At 63.3% G+C, this 19,327-nt stretch carries 15 protein-coding genes; 14 read left to right on the top strand and 1 reads right to left on the bottom strand.

The genetic code is table 11. The features are described from left to right. Nucleotides 1-6: 6 nt before the first annotated feature. Nucleotides 7-1,266 (bottom strand): sarcosine oxidase subunit beta, encoded by a 1,260-nt coding sequence (locus tag CK230_RS01835; RefSeq protein ID WP_095815482.1) that lies wholly within the window; start codon nt 1,264-1,266, stop codon nt 7-9. 193 nt (nt 1,267-1,459) lie between these two features. Between CK230_RS01835 and CK230_RS01830 the strand changes: the two genes are divergently transcribed. The 14 genes from CK230_RS01830 to CK230_RS01765 all read left to right on the top strand — a co-directional run bounded on the left by CK230_RS01830 (nt 1,460) and on the right by CK230_RS01765 (nt 19,200). After that, nucleotides 1,460-3,949: a mechanosensitive ion channel family protein gene (locus CK230_RS01830; RefSeq protein ID WP_095815481.1), complete on the top strand. Its 2,490-nt coding sequence runs from the start codon at nt 1,460-1,462 to the stop codon at nt 3,947-3,949. Nucleotides 3,950-4,140: 191 nt separating this feature from the next. Continuing rightward, nucleotides 4,141-4,404 (top strand): hypothetical protein, encoded by a 264-nt coding sequence (locus CK230_RS01825; RefSeq protein ID WP_095815480.1) that lies wholly within the window; start codon nt 4,141-4,143, stop codon nt 4,402-4,404. 260 nt (nt 4,405-4,664) lie between these two features. Beyond that, the gene (locus CK230_RS01820) at nt 4,665-6,098 is read left to right on the top strand and encodes a UbiA family prenyltransferase (protein ID WP_095815479.1); all 1,434 of its coding nucleotides are present in this window, start codon (nt 4,665-4,667) and stop codon (nt 6,096-6,098) included. Further along, a complete protein-coding gene (locus tag CK230_RS01815) occupies nt 6,098-7,450 on the top strand; it encodes an FAD-binding oxidoreductase (RefSeq protein ID WP_095815478.1) in 1,353 nt (450 codons plus the stop codon). The genes CK230_RS01820 and CK230_RS01815 overlap by 1 nt, the downstream gene beginning before the upstream one ends. Before the next feature lie 123 nt (nt 7,451-7,573). Continuing rightward, complete coding sequence (locus tag CK230_RS01810; RefSeq protein ID WP_095815477.1) at nt 7,574-8,023, top strand: EamA family transporter; 450 nt, start codon at nt 7,574-7,576, stop codon at nt 8,021-8,023. Next, complete coding sequence (locus CK230_RS01805; protein ID WP_095815476.1) at nt 8,020-9,027, top strand: NAD(P)-dependent oxidoreductase; 1,008 nt, start codon at nt 8,020-8,022, stop codon at nt 9,025-9,027. Before CK230_RS01810 ends, CK230_RS01805 begins: the two co-directional genes overlap by 4 nt. A gap of 58 nt (nt 9,028-9,085) precedes the next feature. Next, nucleotides 9,086-10,528, top strand: coding sequence for an aspartate aminotransferase family protein (locus CK230_RS01800; protein ID WP_176479996.1), 1,443 nt, complete (start codon nt 9,086-9,088; stop codon nt 10,526-10,528). 3 nt (nt 10,529-10,531) lie between these two features. Continuing rightward, nucleotides 10,532-11,764: a hypothetical protein gene (locus tag CK230_RS01795; RefSeq protein WP_095815474.1), complete on the top strand. Its 1,233-nt coding sequence runs from the start codon at nt 10,532-10,534 to the stop codon at nt 11,762-11,764. Beyond that, complete coding sequence (locus CK230_RS01790; protein WP_095815473.1) at nt 11,761-12,516, top strand: FkbM family methyltransferase; 756 nt, start codon at nt 11,761-11,763, stop codon at nt 12,514-12,516. Before CK230_RS01795 ends, CK230_RS01790 begins: the two co-directional genes overlap by 4 nt. 157 nt (nt 12,517-12,673) lie before the next feature. After that, nucleotides 12,674-15,235: an FAD-dependent oxidoreductase gene (locus CK230_RS01785; protein WP_095815828.1), complete on the top strand. Its 2,562-nt coding sequence runs from the start codon at nt 12,674-12,676 to the stop codon at nt 15,233-15,235. Nucleotides 15,236-15,437: 202 nt separating this feature from the next. Then, nucleotides 15,438-16,202: a site-2 protease family protein gene (locus tag CK230_RS01780; protein WP_095815472.1), complete on the top strand. Its 765-nt coding sequence runs from the start codon at nt 15,438-15,440 to the stop codon at nt 16,200-16,202. 59 nt (nt 16,203-16,261) lie between these two features. Then, nucleotides 16,262-17,203: a phosphoribosylaminoimidazolesuccinocarboxamide synthase gene (locus tag CK230_RS01775; protein WP_095815471.1), complete on the top strand. Its 942-nt coding sequence runs from the start codon at nt 16,262-16,264 to the stop codon at nt 17,201-17,203. 78 nt (nt 17,204-17,281) lie between these two features. Continuing rightward, a complete protein-coding gene (locus tag CK230_RS01770; RefSeq protein ID WP_095815470.1) occupies nt 17,282-18,124 on the top strand; it encodes a DUF1194 domain-containing protein in 843 nt (280 codons plus the stop codon). Between the two features lie 125 nt (nt 18,125-18,249). Next, nucleotides 18,250-19,200 carry an ABC transporter substrate-binding protein gene (locus CK230_RS01765; RefSeq protein ID WP_095815469.1) on the top strand — a complete coding sequence of 317 codons (951 nt, stop codon included), beginning with the start codon at nt 18,250-18,252 and terminating at the stop codon, nt 19,198-19,200. Nucleotides 19,201-19,327: the final 127 nt, after the last annotated feature.

Raw genomic sequence — 19,327 nt, 5'->3', positions numbered from 1 at the left:
CGAAACCTAATGCAATCTGGGCGTCGCGCCCTGGCCTTTGTCGTCGATGATCAAGCCGCGATAGAAACGGTCGAGCGTGAAGGGCGCGTTGAACTCGTGCGGCTCGTCCTTGGCGATGGTGTAGGCAAAGCACCAGCCCGACGCGGGCGTCGCCTTGAAGCCGCCATAGCACCAGCCGCAATTGAGATACATGCCCGGCAGCGGGCCGGTGGTGATGATCGGCGAGCCGTCCATCGTCATGTCGCACAGCCCGCCCCAGGAGCGCAGCATGCGCACCCGGGCGAGACCCGGGAACAGCGCCAGCATCTCGCTCATCACCTCGTCGACGATCGGCAGGCTGCCGCGCTGGGCGTAGCTGTTGTAGCCGTCGAGGTCGCCGCCATAGACGAGGCCGCCCTTGTCCGACTGGGAAATGTAGAAGTGACCCATGCCGAAGGTCAGGATCGTGTCGATGATCGGCTTCAGCGATTCCGAGACGAAGGCCTGCAGCACATGGCTCTCGATCGGCATGTGCGAAATGCCGGCAAGCTGCATGACGCGGCCGGTGCTGCCGGCAACAGCAAGCGCGACCTTCTTGGCGCGGATCTCGCCGCGCGTCGTCGAAACGCCGATGATGCGGCCGCCGTCGCGCAGGAAGCCGGTGACCTCGCAATTCTCGATGATGTCGACGCCGCGCCGGTCGGCGCCGCGCGCATAGCCCCAGGCGACGGCGTCGTGGCGGGCGCTGCCGGCGCGCCGCTGCATCAGCCCGCCGAGAACCGGGAAGCGCGCCGATCCCGAGACGTCCAGCGCCGGCACGAGGCGCTTGATCTGGTCGACGCTCATCAGTTCGGCATCAACGCCGAGATGGCGCATGGCGTTGCCGCGCCTTGCGTAGTCGTCGAGCTGGGCGGGCGTGTGCGCGAGATTGAGGCAGCCTCGCTGCGAAAACATGACGTTGTAGTTGAGGTCGTGCGAAAGGTTCTCCCACAGCTTCATCGAATGTTCGTAGAAGCGGGTGTTCTGCGGCAAGAGATAGTTGGAGCGCACGGCGGTAGTGTTGCGGCCGACATTGCCGGAGCCGAGCCAGCCTTTTTCCAGCACCGCGACGTTGGTGATGCCGTGTTCCTTGGCGAGGTAATAGGCGGTCGAAAGGCCGTGGCCGCCGCCGCCGATGACAATGACATCATAGGAAGCCTTGGGGTCCGGCTTGCGCCACGCGGGCTTCCAATCCTTGTTGCCCGTCAGCGCGTTCTTGAGCAGCGAAAAGGCTGAATATTCCGCCATTCTTCCTATCGTCCTTATGATGCGAGGCGGCAGACTATAGAGCAGGCGGGAAGCGCAAAGCCAAGATTGCGCCATTGCTTTTCGACAGGCCGACTCCGCCCGACACGACCGGGACGGCTTGCCGCCCGATAGGCCGGTCTTTATCAAGGGCGGAAATTTCGAGGGTTTTTCGGCCGCGAGTCGCCACAGCGCCATGTTTTTCCGATTGCTACGCCTGATCTTGGTCGTCATCGTCGCTGTCTTCGGTCAGCCGGCGTTCGAGGCGTCGGCGCAGGCGATCGGCCACGGCTCGTCGCAGCTCATTGCCGACCAGACCAAGGTCATCCAGGACCTTACGACCAAGACCGACGGCCTGGAGAAAAAACTCAGCGACCCCGACCAGGACGATGCGGGGCTGGTCGACATCCGGCTGCAGCTCGAGGATATTTCGCGCGCGGCGCTGACGAGCGCGCTGGCATTCCGTTCGCGCCTCACCGACATCAACAACCGAGTCCAGGTGCTGGGACCGCCCCCGGCCGAAGGGCAGCCGCCTGAGCCTGAGGTCGTCAGCAATGAACGCGGCGCGCTCACTTCCGAGAAGGCCGAGATCAACGCGGTTGTCGCCAGTGCGGAGAACCTGGCGATTCGCATCAACGGCCTGGTCGAGAAGATTGGCACGATGCGAACCGAGCTTTTCCGGAGCTTCATCACCAAGCATTATGATCTGACCGACGCGCTGAGCCCGCAGGCCTTCTCGGACGCGCATGAGCAATTTACCGGACTTTATAAAGCAGTAACTTCCTGGTTGACCTTCGCGCTGAAATTCAAATTCCAGGCGATGCTTGCCGCGACCTTGATGGCATTGATGTTGGCGGCGGTGCTTCTGGTTGGTGGCAGACGTCTGTTCGGCCGTATCTTCGAACCCGATCCCTCGGTCGAGGAGCCGTCTTATCTAAGCCGGCTTTCCGTGGCGTTCTGGTCGACGCTGCTGCCGACCTTGGCGCTTGGCGTGTTTCTCGCCTCGACGGTGTTTTTCTTCAACTACTACAATGTGCTGCGCGGCGACATCGGCACGTTCCTCAATGCACTGCTGACTGTCGTCGCGCTGGTATTCTGCGTCAACCGGCTGGCCAACGCGGCGCTGGAGCCGCGCCTGCCGAATTGGCGCCTGATCCCGGTCGCAACCCGCCCTGCGCGCTGGCTGGTGCGCCTGGCGACGGCGATGGCGCTTGTTCTCGGCTTCAACAATTTTCTGACGGTTGTGAACGACAAGATGGGTTCGCCGCTGTCGTTGACCATCGCCAGAAGCTTCGTCGCCACCATTATTGTCGGCGTCATCCTGATTCTGATGGGATTGCTGAGACCGTTCAGGGCCAGCGATGGCTCTTGGCGCCCGTGGCCGGCATGGTTGCGCTTTCTTACGATCGGGCTCGGCCTGTTCACTATCGCTGCGGCCCTGCTCGGCTATATCGGCCTGGCCATCTTCGTTTCGCTGCAGGTGGTTGTCACCGGCACGGTCCTGGTGACGGCCTATATCGGCTTCCTGTCGGCGCGCGCGATCGGCGAGGAGGGTGGCTTCGCCGACACGTCCGTAGGGCGCTGGCTTTCGGCAAATTCGAGTTACGAGGATACCGCCCTCGACCAGCTCGGCCTGGTGGTCAGCATCGCCATCAACCTGATGATCGTCGTGGTGTTCCTGCCGCTGATCCTTTTGATGTGGGGATTCCAGCCCGGCGATATCGAGGCCTGGGCCTACAAGCTGGCAACCGGCGTCTCGATCGGCTCGGTGACCATCTCTTTCCTCGGCATCCTCAGCGGCATTGTCGTCTTCGTCATCGGTTATTTCCTGACGCGTTGGTTCCAGGGCTGGCTGGACGGCTCGGTGATGGCGCGCGGCAAGGTCGATGCCGGCGTGCGCAATTCGATCCGGCTCGGTGTCGGCTATGCCGGCGTGGCGATTGCCGGCCTGGTCGGCATCTCGGCGGCCGGCATCGATCTTTCCAACCTGGCGCTGGTTGCCGGCGCCCTTTCGCTGGGTATCGGCTTCGGCCTGCAGAATGTCGTGTCGAATTTCGTTTCGGGCCTGATCCTGCTTGCCGAGCGGCCTTTCAAGGTCGGCGATTGGATCGTCGCCGGCGACGTCAGCGGCACGGTGCGCAAGATCAGCGTGCGCGCCACCGAGATCGAGACCTTCCAGCGGCAGTCGGTGATCCTGCCCAATTCGAACCTCATCAACAATGCGGTCGGCAACTGGACGCATCGCAACAAGCTGGGGCGCGTCGACATCAAAGTCGGCGTCGCCTATGGCAGCGACGTCAAACGCGTCCATGCCCTGCTGACCAACATTGCGCGCGCCCATCCAATGGTGCTGAAGAATCCCGAGCCGTTCATTCTCTTCGCCAATTTCGGCCTTGCCGCGCTCGAGTTCGAAATCCGCGTGTTCGTGGCCGACATCATGAACAGCAGTGTCGTGCAGAACGATATCCGCTTCGCGATCTTCGATATCTTCGAGGAGGAGCAGATCGAGATCCCTTCGACGCCGCGGGCGGTGGTCGAGACCAAGAAGCACGAAGCCTGGCCGATCGACGACGACAAGATCGAAGCCGAATTCGCCGAGCGCCAGAGGCTGGAGGAGGAAGCCGCTGCCGAACGGGAACGGCTGGCCAAGATGAAGCGCAGGGGCCGCAAGCCCGACCCCGGCTAAGGTGCATCGATATTCAGGTGAGGCCGGCCTGCAAACAGCGGCTTCCTGCGCTTGTCCGGAGCCGAAACCGATTGTGGCATGAATGCGGCATTCAGTTGCGGTTCAGGTAACATCTCATATAAGCTCCGATGCAAAGGGCGAGAATGCCTTGCAAATTTGAACAGAGGCGGTGTGTGAACACCGGAAATGCAATGTGGAAGTCTGTCGTTGCCGCCATCGCTTTGCTGGCCTTGGGCGGTTCGGCTTTCGCCGCCAGCGCGATCAACAGGGACGCTCAGACGCGGACCCTGGTCGTGACCGAAGGCGGCGCCAAGAGCGAGCTGACGCTCGGTGCCGGCGAGACGGTGGAGTTCTGCCCGAACGGCTGCTTCGTCACCCTGCCCAACGGTGACCTCGAAGCGCTGACCGGTTCCGAAACGGTCGAAATTTCGGGCGGGACCGCCCGCATCAAGTAACGCGCCACAGATTGGCGCGGTAAGATTGGCAAAGGCCGGACCATTGTCCGGCCTTTTATCGTTTCCGGTAGCCGACGCTTAACGATGACACCCGAAAAACCGGTATGACTACGCGCTGCAACCGGACGTTTTAACGTTCGCTGCGTCAACCCCGGCTATATCTGCCCCAAGGACGCCGGCACACGGCGTGGGTTGAATTGGCGCGTGGTCCTTTCCGAGATTTGGAGTTTCGGGATCCTGCGCTCGATCAGGGCAGGACAATGGACGCGAGGTCGGACAGGAACGCAATTCCGCTTGCGGTCGATCTCGACGGTACGTTGGTTGCAACGGACCTTCTGTGGGAAGGCCTGTTCATCCTCCTTAAGAAGAACCCGCTCTATCTCTTTCTGCTGCCGCTCTGGCTGACCGGCGGTCCGGCGCGGCTCAAGCAGGAGATTTCCCTGCGCGTCGACATCGACCCGGCCTCGCTGCCTTACCGTCAGGAATTGATCGACCGTTTGCGCGCCGAGCATCGGGAGGGCCGCGCGATCGTGCTGGCGACGGGAACGCCGCGCAAATTCGCCGAGGCGATCGCGGCGCATCTCGGCATTTTCGATCGCGTGCTGGCGACCGACGGCCCGCATAACATGACCTCGGGCCGCAAGTGTGCCGCTCTGGTCGCCGCCTATGGCGATGCGGGCTTCGATTATGCCGGCAACAGCCGCCACGACCTCAAGGTTTTCGACGCGGCGCGCAACGCGCTCGTGGTGGCGCCCGACCGCAGCGCGCGGCGCTGGCAGGCGGCGCATCAAGCCGAGGCCATGCCGGCGCCGAAGTCGACGCTCAGGACCTACATCAAGATGCTGCGCATGCATCAGTGGCTGAAGAACGCGCTGATCGCTGTGCCGATGGTGCTGTCGCACGAATATTTCAATCCCAATATGATCTGGGAATGCCTGCTGGCGTTCGTGTCCTTCAGCGCCGTGGCGTCCGCCATCTACATCCTCAACGATTTCTTCGACCTGGCCCTCGACCGCAAGCATCCGACCAAGCGCAACCGGCCTTTCGCCAGCGGCGCATTGTCGATTCCGTTCGGCATGGGCGCGATCGTGGCGCTGCTTGCGATCGGCATCGCGGCCGGCCTCTTCCTTCCGATCGAATTCCTCGGCGTGCTTGCCGGCTATCTGGTCGTCACCACTGCCTATTCGTTGTCGTTCAAGCGCATGCTTCTGATCGACGTGCTGACGCTTGCGGGTCTCTACACGATCCGCGTGCTTGCGGGCGCGGCCGCCACCGGCGTCGACGTTTCCTTCTGGCTGCTTGCCTTCTCGATCTTCTTCTTCTTGTCGCTGGCGCTGGTGAAGCGCTTCGTCGAACTTCGCACCACCGCCATTCCCCCGGGCGAGCGCATTGCCGGCCGCGGCTATCGCACCGAGGACCAGGAGATCGTCGCCCAGGCCGGCATGGCGTCGGCCTTCTCCTCGGCGCTGGTCCTGGCGCTTTATATGGACAGCCCGGCGGTGCGCGAGCTTTACCCGCATCCCTGGCTGATATGGCCGCTGGCGCCGATCGTGCTCTACCTGACGATGCGCGTCTGGATCCTCGCCCGGCGCGACGAGATGCATGACGATCCGGTCGTCTTCATCATCCGCGACTGGCGCAGCCAGATCGTCGTCGCCATCGGCGCGGTCTTCCTCGTCGCGGGAGGCTGGTGATGGGGGAAAGGCGCTTCGGCAGCTTCGGACTGGCGACGCCGCCGGCACGCAAGGCGATCCCGGCGGACGAGGCGATCGCCTTGCTGAAGCGCGGCGATGCGAAAGCCGGATCGCTGCTCGGCTACGGCAATGGCCGCTCCTATGGCGACAGTTGCCAGAATGATGCCGGCATGGTGGTCGACATGCGGCCGCTCGACCGCATCCGTTCCTTCAACGCCGAGACCGGCGTGCTCGAAGCGGGTGCCGGTACGCTGCTTGGCGACATCATCGCGCATGCCGCGCCCTACGGCTTCTTTCCGGCCGTGGTTCCAGGCACGCAGTTCGTGACGCTGGGCGGCGCGATCGCCAACGACGTCCATGGCAAGAACCACCATCGGCGCGGTACCTTCGGCTGCCATGTCGAGGCCCTGACGCTGCTTCGGTCCGACGGCCGAACCTATCGCTGCTCGCAGACCGAGAATGTCCGTCTGTTCGCGGCAACGATCGGCGGCATGGGGCTGACCGGGCTGATCCTTTCGGCATCGATCAGGCTGATGCGGGTGCCCTCGCTCGACATAGCGGAAAAGGCGACGCGGTTTCGCGACCTCGGCGAATTCTTCGATCTTGCCGAGGCGGCCGACCAGGCCAATGAATATGCCGTCGCCTGGATCGACCAGCTTGCCCGTGGCCATGGGCGCGGGCGCGGGCTTTTGCTCACCGGCAACCATGCCGAGCACGGCTCGCATGCCGCCGCGCGCGCCGGCAGCCGGCTTTCCGTGCCGGTGCAGCCGCCATTCAATGTCCTCAACCGGCCGTTCCTCACCGTCTTCAACGCGGCCTACCGCTGGAAAAAGGGCAAGTCTCCGGTTCCGCGCCAAGCGGGCTATCAGGGTTTCTTCTTTCCGCTCGACGGCGTCCGCGACTGGAACCGGCTCTACGGGCCACGCGGACTTTTCCAGCACCAAAGCTTGGTGCCGGAGGCCAACGCCCGCCACGCCGTACCGGCGCTGCTCGAGGCGGCACGACGGGCAGGGCAGGGGTCGTTCCTGACGGTGCTCAAGCGCTTCGGCGACGTCCGCTCACCGGCGCTGCTGTCCTTCCCGCGCCCCGGCTACACGCTGACGCTCGATTTCCCGAACAAGGGCCAAAGGACTTTGTGGCTGCTCGCCGAGCTCGATCGCATCACGGTCGAGGCGGGTGGCGCGGTGAACCCCTACAAGGACGCCCGGATGGGGCCTGAGACATTCGCCGCGTCGTTCCCGCAATGGCAGCGGCTGGAGGCGCTTCGCGACCCGGCTTTCCTGTCAAGCTTCTGGGCGCGTACCGCCATGAGATTGGAGATCGGACAAGGGAGGGCTGAAGCCGCGGAATAGATAAAATTCGAATAGATCATGGTAAATAAAGTGTTACGCCAGGGTTTACTCGAAACAATATCACGGCTTCACGAAATATTTGCAGGTTTGTAATAGGACCGCCCAAGGGGCGGGGTGGCAACAATGAAATACATAATCTTCATTCTCTTCACGGTCATGACCAATGCCGCTGCGCAGCTGATGCTGAAGCAAGGCATGATGTCGATGGGGCCGATCTCCTTCGAAGGGGTCAATCCGCTCGTCAGGCTTTTGCAGATCGTGTTCAGCCCCTGGGTGTTCCTCGGCCTGTGCACCTTCGTCATCTCGATGGCGTCGCATCTCTATGTGCTGTCCAAGGTCGAGCTCAGCTTCGCCTATCCGTTCCTCAGCCTCGCCTATGTCGCCGTGGCGATCTTTGCCTATTTCGTCTTCCGCGAGGACCTCAATGGCTGGCGCATCGCCGGCATCGCCTGCATCTGCGTCGGCACGATCCTGATTGCCCAGAGTGGCAGAGAAATGGGTGGGCGCGGACACGAGGACCGGACCGCCTCCATCACTCCCGACAAAATCGGCACAAGCGAGATTGTTCGATGAGACATATGATTTTCGGCGGCGACGGCTTCGTCGGCCGTCACCTTGCCCCCAAGCTCGTCGCCGACGGCGAGAATGTCGTCGTTGCCGACATCGTGAAGAGCGACTTGCCGCACTATCGCTCGATGCGCTTCATCACATGCGATGTCACCGATCCGGCTTCGGTCGCGGCGGTCGGGCTTAGGGCCGACGACATGGTCTACAATCTGTCGGCCAAGATGCTCTCGCCGATCCAGGTGCGCGCCAAGCGGCACGACTTCTTCTTTCCGGTGAATTTCCACGGCACCGAGAACATCATCCAGGCGATGGACAAGGCCGGCGCCTCGAAGCTCGTCCACTACACGACCGATATGATCTACGGCCACACGGTGGTGCTGCCGATGACGGAGGATCACCCGGTCGCGCCGCTCGGCGAATATGGGTTGTCAAAGCTCAAGACCGAAGAACTCGCCGCCGAATGGCGCAAGCGCGGCATGTCGATCTCGCTGTTCAGGCCGCGCCTCATCATCGGTCCCGGCCGGCTCGGCATCCTGGAAAAGCTGTTCAAGCTGATCGACTGGAATCTTCCGGTGCCGATGATAGGCTCGGGCAGGAATCCCTATCAGTTCATCTCGGTGTTCGACTGCGCCGAAGCCGCCCGCGCCGCCTGGAAGGCCGGCGTGCCGAACGAGGCCTATAATCTGGGCTCGCTCAATCCGCCGCCGGTCAAGAAACTGCTCGGCGACCTCATCCGCCATGCCGGCTCGAAATCGATCCTGCTGCCGACGCCCGGCTGGGCGGTCAAGCGCACGCTCGACCTGCTCGACCTGTTGAACATGCCGATTATGGATCCGGAGCAGTATCTGATCGCCGACGAGGAATGCGTGCTCGACGTGTCCAAGGCCGAGCGCCAGCTCGGCTGGGTGCCGCAATATCGCGACGAGGACATGCTGATCGCCGCCTACAGCGAGTACCGCGCCAAGAAGGACGGCCAGGCCGTCGTCACCAGACACGTGCCCGCCGAATAAAGGCGACCAAGGGGAGATTTTTCAGATGACCGTCATGGCCAAGCCGGAACAGACAGGCATGCGAACGCTGGTCGAGGCGCCGGCGCTGTCGCCTGCCTCCATCGCCAAGCCCGATTTGATCAGCGTCGAAGAGGCCAAGGCATTGGATGTCGCTCGCATCACCGACCTGTTCAAAGCGCATCTCAATCCCGGCCAGCTGCATTTCATGAAACTGCTCGGCTTCCACAAGGTCAAGATCGAGCGCGCCGAGGGCATGTTCTATATCGACCAGAACGGTCGCAAGATCCTCGATTTCTTCGGCGGCTTCGGCTCGCTGGCCTTCGGCCACAACCATCCGCGCATCCTGGAAGCCCGCAAAAAGTTCCAGGAGGAGAAGCGCCAGGAGATCGCCATTGCCTTCATGTCGCAATATGCGGCCGCACTTGCGCACAACATCGCCAAATGCTCGCCCGGCGACCTCGACATGGTGTTCCTCGGCTCATCCGGCTCGGAAGCCATGGAAGCGGCGGTGAAGCTCGCCGAGCGCTCCGCCGGTTCGAAGCGGCCTAAGGTCGTCTATGCGGAGAATTCCTTTCACGGCAAGACCAAGGGCGTGCTGGCGATCACCGACGGCCAGCTCTACCGCGCCGACTTCAAGGTCGCAGACAATGTCGTGCGCGTGCCCTTCGCCGACATCGACGCCGTCGAGCGGCTGTTCAAGAGCGATCCCGAGATCGGCGTCATCGTGCTGGAAACCATCCAGGGCGGCGGCGGCATCATCCAGGCAGAGGCGCAATACTGGCAGAAGCTGCGCGCGCTTTGCGACCGGCATGGCGTGCTATGGGTCGCCGACGAGGTGCAGTGCGGCTATGGCCGCTCCGGCCGTTTCTATGCCTTCGAGCATTACGGCGTGGTGCCGGATGTGACGGCGCTGGCGAAATCGCTGGGCGCCGGCAAGGCGGCGGTGGGCGCGATGATCGCCCGGCGCGACGTCTACATGAAGGCCTATGGCACGCCGAAGACGGCGATGATCCACGCCATGGCGACCTTCGGCGGCATGGGTGAAGCCTGCGTCACCGCGATCGAGGGCATCAATGTCCTCTATGACGAGGGGCTGATCGACAACGCCGCCTCGACCGGCGAGTACCTTCTGCAGCGCCTCAAGGCGCTCAAGGAAAAATACCCCAAGATCATCAAGGACGTGCGCGGCAAGGGTTTCATGATCGGGCTCGAGTTCCACGATTTCTCGCAGACCCTGCCGATGGTATTGCGTCCGGTGGTGAGCGTGCTCGACGACAAGCTGAAGGGCTCGCTGTCGGGCTTCGTCGGGTCGCTGCTGTTGCGCGATTACGACATGCTCGTCGCCTTCACCGAATACAACCGCAACGTCATCCGGCTCGAGCCGCCGCTTATCTGCCAGCGCGAGCATGTCGACCGCTTCGTCGATGCCTTCGACAGCCTTCTGTCGCGCGGCATCGTGGCGATCGTGAAGGATTTCGTGAAAAGCCAGGTCGGTAAGTAGAGCATGCTGACCAGGCCGTCCGCACCGACCAATCCGCTGGACCGCTTGACCGGCGCCGGCCTGGCGTGGGGCGAGGGGACTTACGCGAAATGGGCGGCATCGATCGGGGCGGTCGCCTTCTCGCTCTACATCCTGCTCGCCGCCGCTACCGCCTGGTTCATGCCGGACGCCAACTGGGACATGCTGCCCTATCTGGCGATCGCCGAGGAAGGCACCTATCCCGATCCGCAGACCCTGCATGACTATGCCTACGGCACGGTCAAGGCCGGCCTGTCGACTGCCGACTACAAGACATTGACCGACGATGGCGGCGGCTTCCGCAGCCACATGGCGGAGAATGCCGCCGACTTCCACTCGCTGCTCGGCATGTACCGGATCAAGTTCCTTTATGCCGAGATCCTGTCGAGCCTCAGCCACGTCGTGTCGCCGGTGCAAGCGATGCGGCTGGTTCAGGTGTTTTCGGTGCTTCTGTTCGGCGCCATCACGCTCGCCTGGCTGCGCGCGGAAGGCGCGCTGGCGCTGGCGCCTCTCGTCGGCGCGATCCTGATCATGGCCGATTTCGGCGACGCGGCGCGGGCCTCGACGCCCGATCTCTTGTGCTCGGCGTTGTTCCTCGGCGGGCTCTTTGCCTATGTGCGCAGGCGCGAGGCGGCGACGGCGGTCTTGCTGTTCCTCGCTTTCATGGCCAGGCCTGACAACATCGTCTTCCTCGCCGTTTTCGCTGTGCTGCTCGTCGCTTTCCGCGAAAAGGCATGGGGCGCGCTGGCCGGTTTCGTTGCTTCCTTTGTCGCCTATTTCGCCATCTCGCACTGGGCGCAACACCCGGGCTGGTGGCCGCATCTGTGGTTCTCAAGCATCGAGCAGCATTACAACATGGAAGGCTTCGAGCCGCCCTTTTCGGTCGTAGCTTATCTGAAGGCTTTCGCTGCCTCGGTGGTGCGCGCCGTCACCGTCAACGGTTGGGTCGGTGTCTCGGTGCTGGCTTTGGCCGGCTGGTTCGGCTTGAGCTGTGCCGGCTTCCAACTCGACCGCCGCGCCGGCATCCTGCTGGCGGCGCTGGTGCTCGGCGTGCTGGCGAAGTTCACCGTCTTCCCGATCCACGACACCCGGATCTACTTCCCCATTCTTCTGCCGCCCTTCCTGTTGCTCGCCGCGCCGTTGATGGCGCTGTGGGCGGCGGCGGGCCAGGGCAGGCGCCGCGCGGCGCTGCAGGTCATTCCCGGAGACAAGTCATGAGTTCGCTTTCGAGCTTCGCGCGCATTCTGTTGTCGCTTGGCCTGCCGGCCGGCCTGCTCGATCGCGGGCCGGCTTTGCATGGCACGAAGTTCCTGGCCAATGCTGCCTTGAAGGCACGTTTCGGCGGCGGCCGGCCGTTCCAGATGGTGAATGTCGGCGCGTGCGACGGTGCGCTGTTCGACGACGTGACGCCCTGGCTGCACCGGATCCCCGGGGCGCGCGCCATGCTGGTCGAGCCGATCCCCTACAATCAGAAGCGGCTTCGCGCGAATTACCCGGACACGACGCGCTTCATCATCGAACCGGTGGCTGTCACGAAAACCAAGGGCACCATCACCGTTCACACCTTCGATGCCGCCGCGCTCGAAGCGGGCACGTTGCCGATCGAGTTCATCGGCTGCTCGTCGGTCACCGACACCAATCTGATGTCGGGCAAGAACGCCTGGGGCGAGGCGGACGCCAACTTCAACAAGTTCGCTCCGCATCTGAAGGACATCGAGGTGCCGTCGGAAACCTTGCAGACGCTGCTCGACCGCAACGGCATCGCCCATATCGACGCTTTCCTGGTCGATTGCGAGGGCGCCGACTGGATGGTGTTCGAGCAGCTCGACCTTGAGCGCTACCGCCCCGGCATGATCAAGGTCGAGGTCGGCGCGCTGCCTGCCGCCGAGATCGGCCAGGTCGTCGTCAAGCTCAAGACTGCCGGCTACCAGGTCGGCTTCCAGGCCGAGGACATCTGGGCTTTCGCGTAGAGCGGGAATTCCATTCCGAGCAGAGTCCGGACGCCGGGTCGCGGCGTACCTGCGGCGTGTCGCAAACAGGCGGTAGCCCGATCCGCGTCCTCTGCATATTGTGCGCCATTCGAAAGGGCGCAGGCGCGCCCGTTTTATGCTTCTGGAGTCGCGGGCAATGGCAGAGTTTCCGAAAAAGGCGAAGGTCGTCATCGTCGGTCTGGGCGGTATCGTCGGCGCGTCCGTCGCGCATCATCTGATCGAGCGCGGCTGGGACGACATCGTCGGCATCGACAAGTCGGGCATTCCGACCGATATCGGCTCGACCGCGCATGCCTCGGACTTCTGCTACACGACCAGCCACGATTTCCTCTCCTGCTGGACGACGCTTTACTCCATCGATTTCTACGAGAAGATGGGCCACTACGCGCGCGTCGGAGGCCTCGAAGTCGCCCGCCTCGGCGACGATGCGCGCATGGACGAGATCAAGCGCAAGATCGCCTCCGCCAAGGCGTTCGGCACCCGTGCCCGGCTGATCGAGCCGGCCGAGATCAAGGAAAAATTCCCGCTGATCGAGGAACATCTGGTGCAGGGCGGCCTGTGGGACCCGGATGCCGGCCTCGTCATCCCGCGCTCGCAGACAGTGGCCGGCAAGCTGGTCGACCAGGACGTCGCTTCCGGCAAGCTGCAGGCTTTCGCCAACACCTCGGCCAAGGAGCTGATCGTCGAGAACGGCCGCATCAAGGGCGTGGTCACCGAGCGCGGCACGATCGAGGCCGACTATGTCGTGGTCTGTACCGGCATCTGGGGCCGGCTCACCGCGGCGCTGGTCGGCGAGGATCTGCCGGTCATGCCGATCGACCATCCGCTTACCTTCTTCGGCCCCTACAACGAGTTTGCCGGCACCGGCAAGGAGATAGGCTGGCCGCTGCTGCGCGACCAGGGCAATTCGGCCTATATGCGCGACACCGGCGATCCGAAGACCGCCGAGGGCGGGCAGATCGAATGGGGCTATTACGAGGAGACCAATCCGCGTCTCTGCCACCCGCGCGATCTGCTCGAAAAGCATGAGGCGCGGCTGTCGCCGTCGCAGCGCGACCTCGACATGGAGCAGATCCTGGCGCCGCTGGAGCGCGCCATGGAACTGACGCCGATCCTGGGCGAGCTCGGCTACAATGAAGGCCATTCCTTCAACGGTCTGTTGCAGGTGACCAGCGATGGCGGCCCGTCCATGGGCGAGAGCCAGAACGTGAGGGGGCTGTGGTACGCCGTCGCCATCTGGGTCAAGGACGGCCCGGGCATGGGCAAGCTCATCGCCGACTGGATGACCGATGGCCGCACCGCGATCGACCATCACCAGATCGACTATTCGCGCTTCTACCCGCACCAGACGCAGGAGCAGTTCATCTGGGATCGCTGCACCGAGACGGCGATGAAGGTCTACAATCCGGCCGTCCATCCGCGCGAGCCGTTCTCGAAGGGCCGCAACATCCGCCGCTCGCCCTTCTGGGAGCGCGAGAAGGAACTTGGCGGCTATTTCATGGAGCTGGGCGGCTGGGAGCGCGCCCATGGCTACGCTGCCAACGAGCATCTCCTGGAGAAATACGGCAACCGCGTGCCGGTGCGCGAGAACGAGTGGGACAACCGCCATTTCTGGCGCGTCTCCAATGCCGAGCACCTGGCGATGAGCGAGGATTGCGGCATCGTCAACCTGTCGCATTTCTCGATGTATGACGTCGAAGGGCCCGACCATGTCGCGCTGCTCGAATGGCTGTGCGCGGCCAAGATCGGCGGCGACAACAACATCGGCAAGGGCATCTACACCCACTTCCTCGACGAGGAAGGCATGGTGCGCGCCGACTTCACCGTCATCCGCATGGCCGACCGCTGCCGGGTGATCGACGGCGCCGACGCCGGCCCGCGCGACTTCCGCTACATGCAGCGCACCGCGCAGGACAAAGGTTTTGATGCCACCGTCACCGACGTGACCGAGAAATACGTCACCATCGGTATCTGGGGGCCGAACGCCCGCACGACCCTGCAGAAGGTGGTCGAGGATCCGAACGGCCTGACGCCGGAGAACTTTCCGTTCGCCGCAATCAAGCCGATCAAGATCGGAGGCAAGGATGTGACGGCCTTCCGCATCTCCTATGTCGGCGAGCAAGGCTGGGAGTTGCATATGCGCTACGAGGACGGCCTTGCCGTCTGGGACGCGCTGCGCTCGACCGGCGTCATGCCGTTCGGCGTCGAGACCTATGCCAACACGCGCCGCATGGAAAAGAGCCTGCGCCTCCAGAACGCCGACCTCCTCACCGAATACAATCTGCTCGAAGCCGACCTTGCCCGTCCGAAGGTCAAGGAGAACGACTTCTGCGGCAAGGCCAAGCATCTGGAGTACCGCGCCCGCGAGCACCAGCCGGCGATGCTGTGCACGCTGGTGATGACCGAAAATATCGATTCCAAGGGCGTCGCGCGCTATCCGGTCGGCACCATGCCGGTGCAGGATCCAGCGAGCGGCGAGACGCTGGTCGACGAGCTCGGCCGGCGTTCCTTCACCACCTCGGTCGCCTACGGTCCGACGATCGGCAAGAACATCGCGCTCGCGTATCTGCCCTGGGCCTATGCCCAAGAAGGTCGGAAGCTGCAGGTGGAGTATTTCGGCGAGACTTATCCGGTCGAGGTGGCGGGAGTCGGTTACAAGCCGCTCTACGACCCGGAGAACCTCAAGCCGAGGAGCTGAGGATCGGAGGCAGAAAGATGCAAGCCCGGCTCCGGTCGGGCTTTTGCTTTTGTGCGGGCCGTGAATCTCCGCTGGAGCGGTTCGCCGTCGAAGGAAACGGCGAACCGCTCCAGCTCCTTTGTTTTGGCGCAATTCCGGACGGAAAACCGCTCACACTTTTCCTTGAATTGCTCTAGCGTTGCGCCGGGCGGAGTAAGCAGGTTTGCAACAGTTCGGTTGGGACAGGACGAACGACGCGTTCGTTTTCGTGATGAAGGGGGATATTCCCGTTCATGTCAGCTGGGCCTTTGCCATTCCCGCCGTCCTGCCGTTTGTACATGAATGGTCGAGGCATCCCAGGCTCGCCCTGACACATACAGTCATATCCGCCGCGCTCCTGTTCCTGTCGGTGTTTCTGCACGAACTTGCCCATGTGTGGGCAGCGCGGCGGCGCGGCATCGGCACCCAACGGATAGACCTGTACCTGTTCGGCGGAATTGCCTGGTTCAAGCCCGGCGCGGCTTCGCCCTTTGGCTGGGCGTGGATCGCCTTCGCCGGGCCGCTGGTGAACATCGTCCTGGCGGCAGGTTTCGCAACTACCTATTACCTTTTTGCCCGGCCCTTGTTGCCTGTCGATCCGGACGGTCTTTTCAGTTCGCCGCCGCCGAGACCGGACACACTTTTGGAGTGGACGCTTTGGCTTGGCGCCCTGGTGAATGCGGCTTTGGCTATTCTCAACCTACTCCCGGCCTTTCCGCTCGATGGCGGGGCGATCGCCCGGCATCTGCTGGCGCCGCGTTTCGGCGTGGATACCGCCGTGCGGATCGTCGGCTTCTGCGGCGTCGTGCTTTCGATCCTGCGCTTTGCGGTCATTGTGCCTGCGGCAATGGCCGGAATCCTGTTGTGGTTCCCGCCTTCCTTCAGGCCGAACTGGCGGGCGTTTCGCGCCGCCGGCAATAAGAAGCCGGTTCCGCAGCATCCGGCTTGATGTGCAGGGGGCCAGCGGCTTATGTGGCCCGATCAGAAGCCTGCGAAAGCCTACGCCCCATGCGCATCCTGTCCGACGCCTTCATTCCCGAACTTCCCAATCACTATCAGGGCAAGGTGCGCGAAAATTACGATCTGCCGGACGGGCGCCGCATCATCATCGCCACCGACCGTCTGAGCGCGTTCGACATCATCCTGGCCTCGTTCCCGTTCAAGGGCGAGGTGCTCACGCAGGCAGCGCGCTACTGGTTCGAGGAGACCGCAGACATCTGTCCCAACCACGTGCTGGAATATCCCGACCCCAACGTCGTCGTCGGCACGCGGCTCGACATGCTGCCGGTCGAGATGGTCGTGCGCGGCTATCTGGCAGGCACGACCAGCACCTCGATCCTGACCAAATATCGCAAAGGCGAACGCAGCTTCTACGGTCACAGCTTTCCCGACGGGCTGCGCGACAATGAAAAGCTGCCGGAGGCAATCATCACGCCGACCAGCAAGGCCGCCCATGGCGGCCATGACGAGCCGCTGTCGGAGGCCGAGATCATCGGCCAGGGGCTGCTCACGCAGGCGCAGTGGGATACGGTATCGCGCTACGCGCTTGAGCTGTTCGCCCGCGGCCAGCAGCGGGCCGCCGAGCGCGGCCTGATCCTGGCCGATACCAAATATGAATTCGGCACCGCGGCGGACGGCACCATTGTGCTTGCGGACGAGATCCACACGCCCGACAGCAGCCGCTACTGGATCGCTGCGAGCTATGACGAGGCGTTTGCAAGCGGCGGGCGGCCGCAGAGCTTCGACAAGGATTTCGTCCGCTCATGGGTGTCGGCGCGCTGCGATCCCTACAAGGACCCGATCCCGCAAATTCCGGACGAAATCATCAACCAGGCCTCGGCGGTCTATATCCAGGCCTATGAAGCGATCACCGGCGCCAAATTCGTGCCTGACCTGTCTGGCGACACGGTGCTGGAGCGTATCCGCTCGAACCTCGCGCGGTATTTCTAAAAGATCCAGGCCGGCGGGATCCGATGCCCCGGGAATTCCCGGCTTTTGCGCGAGGCGATTTTCGCCTAACCTTCCGTCATGTCTGCTTATGCCCGCGCAAGGCATATCTTTTCGGGCAGCGCCGCCCTGGCGCTGGCGCTTTGGCTGACGCAAGCGGCTTCTCCGGCCGAGCCTGTCGATGTCGAGCTGGTGCTGGCGGTCGATGTCTCGCTTTCGATGTCGCCTGCCGAGCTGGAAATCCAGCGCCACGGCTACGCGGCGGCGCTGACGCATGACAATGTGCTGAAGGCCATCGCCGACGGCACCTATGGCAAGATTGCCGTGACCTATGTCGAATGGGCGGGCACGACCTGGCAGCGAGTCGTCGTGCCGTGGACCGTGATCGCAAACCGCGCCGACGCCGAGGGGTTCGTCGCGAAGCTGGACGCCAACCCGCCGGACAGCGCCCGGCGCACCTCGATCTCCGGGGCGCTGAGCTTCGGCAGCGACCTGTTCGCCGAAAGCGGATTCCAGGGGACCAAGCGTGTCATCGACGTTTCCGGCGATGGGCCGAACAACCAGGGCGCGCCGGTCGACCTCACGCGCGACGAGGTGGTCAGGCAAGGCATCACCATCAACGGCCTGCCGCTGATGACGCGCGGCGGGTTCAGCGGCGCCTTCGATGTGGAAAATCTCGACCGCTATTACAGCGACTGCGTCATCGGCGGGCCTGGCGCCTTCATGGTCCCGGTCAATGACTGGACGCAGTTCCCCGAAGCGATCCGCCGCAAGCTGGTGCTCGAGCTTGCCGGTCCCGCTTCGCCGCAATGGGCGGCCGAAGAGGCAGCGCATGCACCGATCGTGCTCGCCGACGACAAATCAGCCGCGGACTGCCAGGCCGGCGAGAAGATGTGGCGCAACCGCGGCTGGGGCACGCCTTGAGGGGTGGAGAAGCTGGCTTGAGCTTACACCCGATCAGGATGACGTTTCGTTGAAACGTCGGTTCATTGACAAGCCTCTGGGCCTCTGTGAGACAATTGTGCTCCACCAAAACAGGGGAACCAACGATGAAAAGAACCACCATTTTCGCGGCGGCGCTGACGGCGGCTGCCGTGCTCGGCGCGCCGGCGATGGCCGCCACCTCGCTCACAATCGGCATCAGCGGCTGGACCGGCTTCGCGCCGTTGACCTTGGCCAAGCAGGCCGGGCTTTTCGAAAAGCACGGGCTCGACGTCACGCTGAAGAAAGTGCCGCAGGCGAGCCGCCCGCTGGCGATTGCCAGCGGCGACCTGCAATGCGCGGCGACCACGGTCGAGACCTGGATGGTGTGGAACGCCAGCGGCGTCACCACCAAACAGATCTTCCAGCTCGACAAATCCTATGGCGCCGACGGCATCGTGGTGCGCAACGACATCAAGACCGTCGCCGACCTCAAGGGCAAGAATGTCGCCTCGTCGGCGCCTGGCACCTCGCCCTATTTCCTGCTTGCCTGGGTGCTCAACAAGAACGGCATGTCGACCAAGGACGTCACCGTCGTCAATCTGGAGCCGGACGCGGCGGCGCAGGCCTTCCTGGCTGGCCAGAACGACGCCGCCGTGACCTATGAGCCGTTCATTTCGGCGGTCCGCGACAAGGCCGACCAGGGTCACATCCTGGCGACCACGCTCGACTACCCGATGGTGCTGGACACGGTCGGCTGCACGCCGGACTTCCTCAAGGCCAATCCCGACGCCGCCAAGGCGCTCGCCGACAGCTATTTCGACGCGCTCGACCTGATCAAGAAGGATCCGCAGAAATCCTACGAGATCATGGGCGCCGACGTGAAGCAATCGGCCAAGGAGTTCGAGGACTCGGCCAAATACCTGAAATGGGCCGACAAGGAAGAGAACAAGCAGTTCTTCACCAAGGAGTTCCAGGATTTTTCCAAGACCGCGGCCGACCTTTTGCTGCAGATGGGGCTGATCAAGGAAATTCCGGATGTGACGACGCTTGCCGACACCAGAGCGGTGGCCAACTGATCGCGCATCACCCGATCGGCGGCGCAAGGCCGCCGATCCCTTCTCGCTAAAGCGCGTCGCGATCCTCCGGAAACGCCCCTCGCGCTTTAGCTCTTTGATTTTGCGCATGTCTTTACCCGAAACCGGT

Source organism: Mesorhizobium sp. WSM3859 (assembly GCF_002295065.1).
Lineage (GTDB): Bacteria > Pseudomonadota > Alphaproteobacteria > Rhizobiales > Rhizobiaceae > Mesorhizobium.
Note: the sequence above shows the minus strand (reverse complement) of the source record. Positions and strands in the feature narration are given on the sequence as shown.

Coding starts and splice junctions, on each gene's coding strand:
- CK230_RS01835 (WP_095815482.1), bottom strand. CDS start 1,266: ATGGCGGAATATTCAGCCTTTTCGCTGCTCAAGAACGCGCTGACGGGC.
- CK230_RS01830 (WP_095815481.1), top strand. CDS start 1,460: ATGTTTTTCCGATTGCTACGCCTGATCTTGGTCGTCATCGTCGCTGTC.
- CK230_RS01825 (WP_095815480.1), top strand. CDS start 4,141: ATGTGGAAGTCTGTCGTTGCCGCCATCGCTTTGCTGGCCTTGGGCGGT.
- CK230_RS01820 (WP_095815479.1), top strand. CDS start 4,665: ATGGACGCGAGGTCGGACAGGAACGCAATTCCGCTTGCGGTCGATCTC.
- CK230_RS01815 (WP_095815478.1), top strand. CDS start 6,098: ATGGGGGAAAGGCGCTTCGGCAGCTTCGGACTGGCGACGCCGCCGGCA.
- CK230_RS01810 (WP_095815477.1), top strand. CDS start 7,574: ATGAAATACATAATCTTCATTCTCTTCACGGTCATGACCAATGCCGCT.
- CK230_RS01805 (WP_095815476.1), top strand. CDS start 8,020: ATGAGACATATGATTTTCGGCGGCGACGGCTTCGTCGGCCGTCACCTT.
- CK230_RS01800 (WP_176479996.1), top strand. CDS start 9,086: ATGCGAACGCTGGTCGAGGCGCCGGCGCTGTCGCCTGCCTCCATCGCC.
- CK230_RS01795 (WP_095815474.1), top strand. CDS start 10,532: ATGCTGACCAGGCCGTCCGCACCGACCAATCCGCTGGACCGCTTGACC.
- CK230_RS01790 (WP_095815473.1), top strand. CDS start 11,761: ATGAGTTCGCTTTCGAGCTTCGCGCGCATTCTGTTGTCGCTTGGCCTG.
- CK230_RS01785 (WP_095815828.1), top strand. CDS start 12,674: ATGGCAGAGTTTCCGAAAAAGGCGAAGGTCGTCATCGTCGGTCTGGGC.
- CK230_RS01775 (WP_095815471.1), top strand. CDS start 16,262: ATGCGCATCCTGTCCGACGCCTTCATTCCCGAACTTCCCAATCACTAT.
- CK230_RS01770 (WP_095815470.1), top strand. CDS start 17,282: ATGTCTGCTTATGCCCGCGCAAGGCATATCTTTTCGGGCAGCGCCGCC.
- CK230_RS01765 (WP_095815469.1), top strand. CDS start 18,250: ATGAAAAGAACCACCATTTTCGCGGCGGCGCTGACGGCGGCTGCCGTG.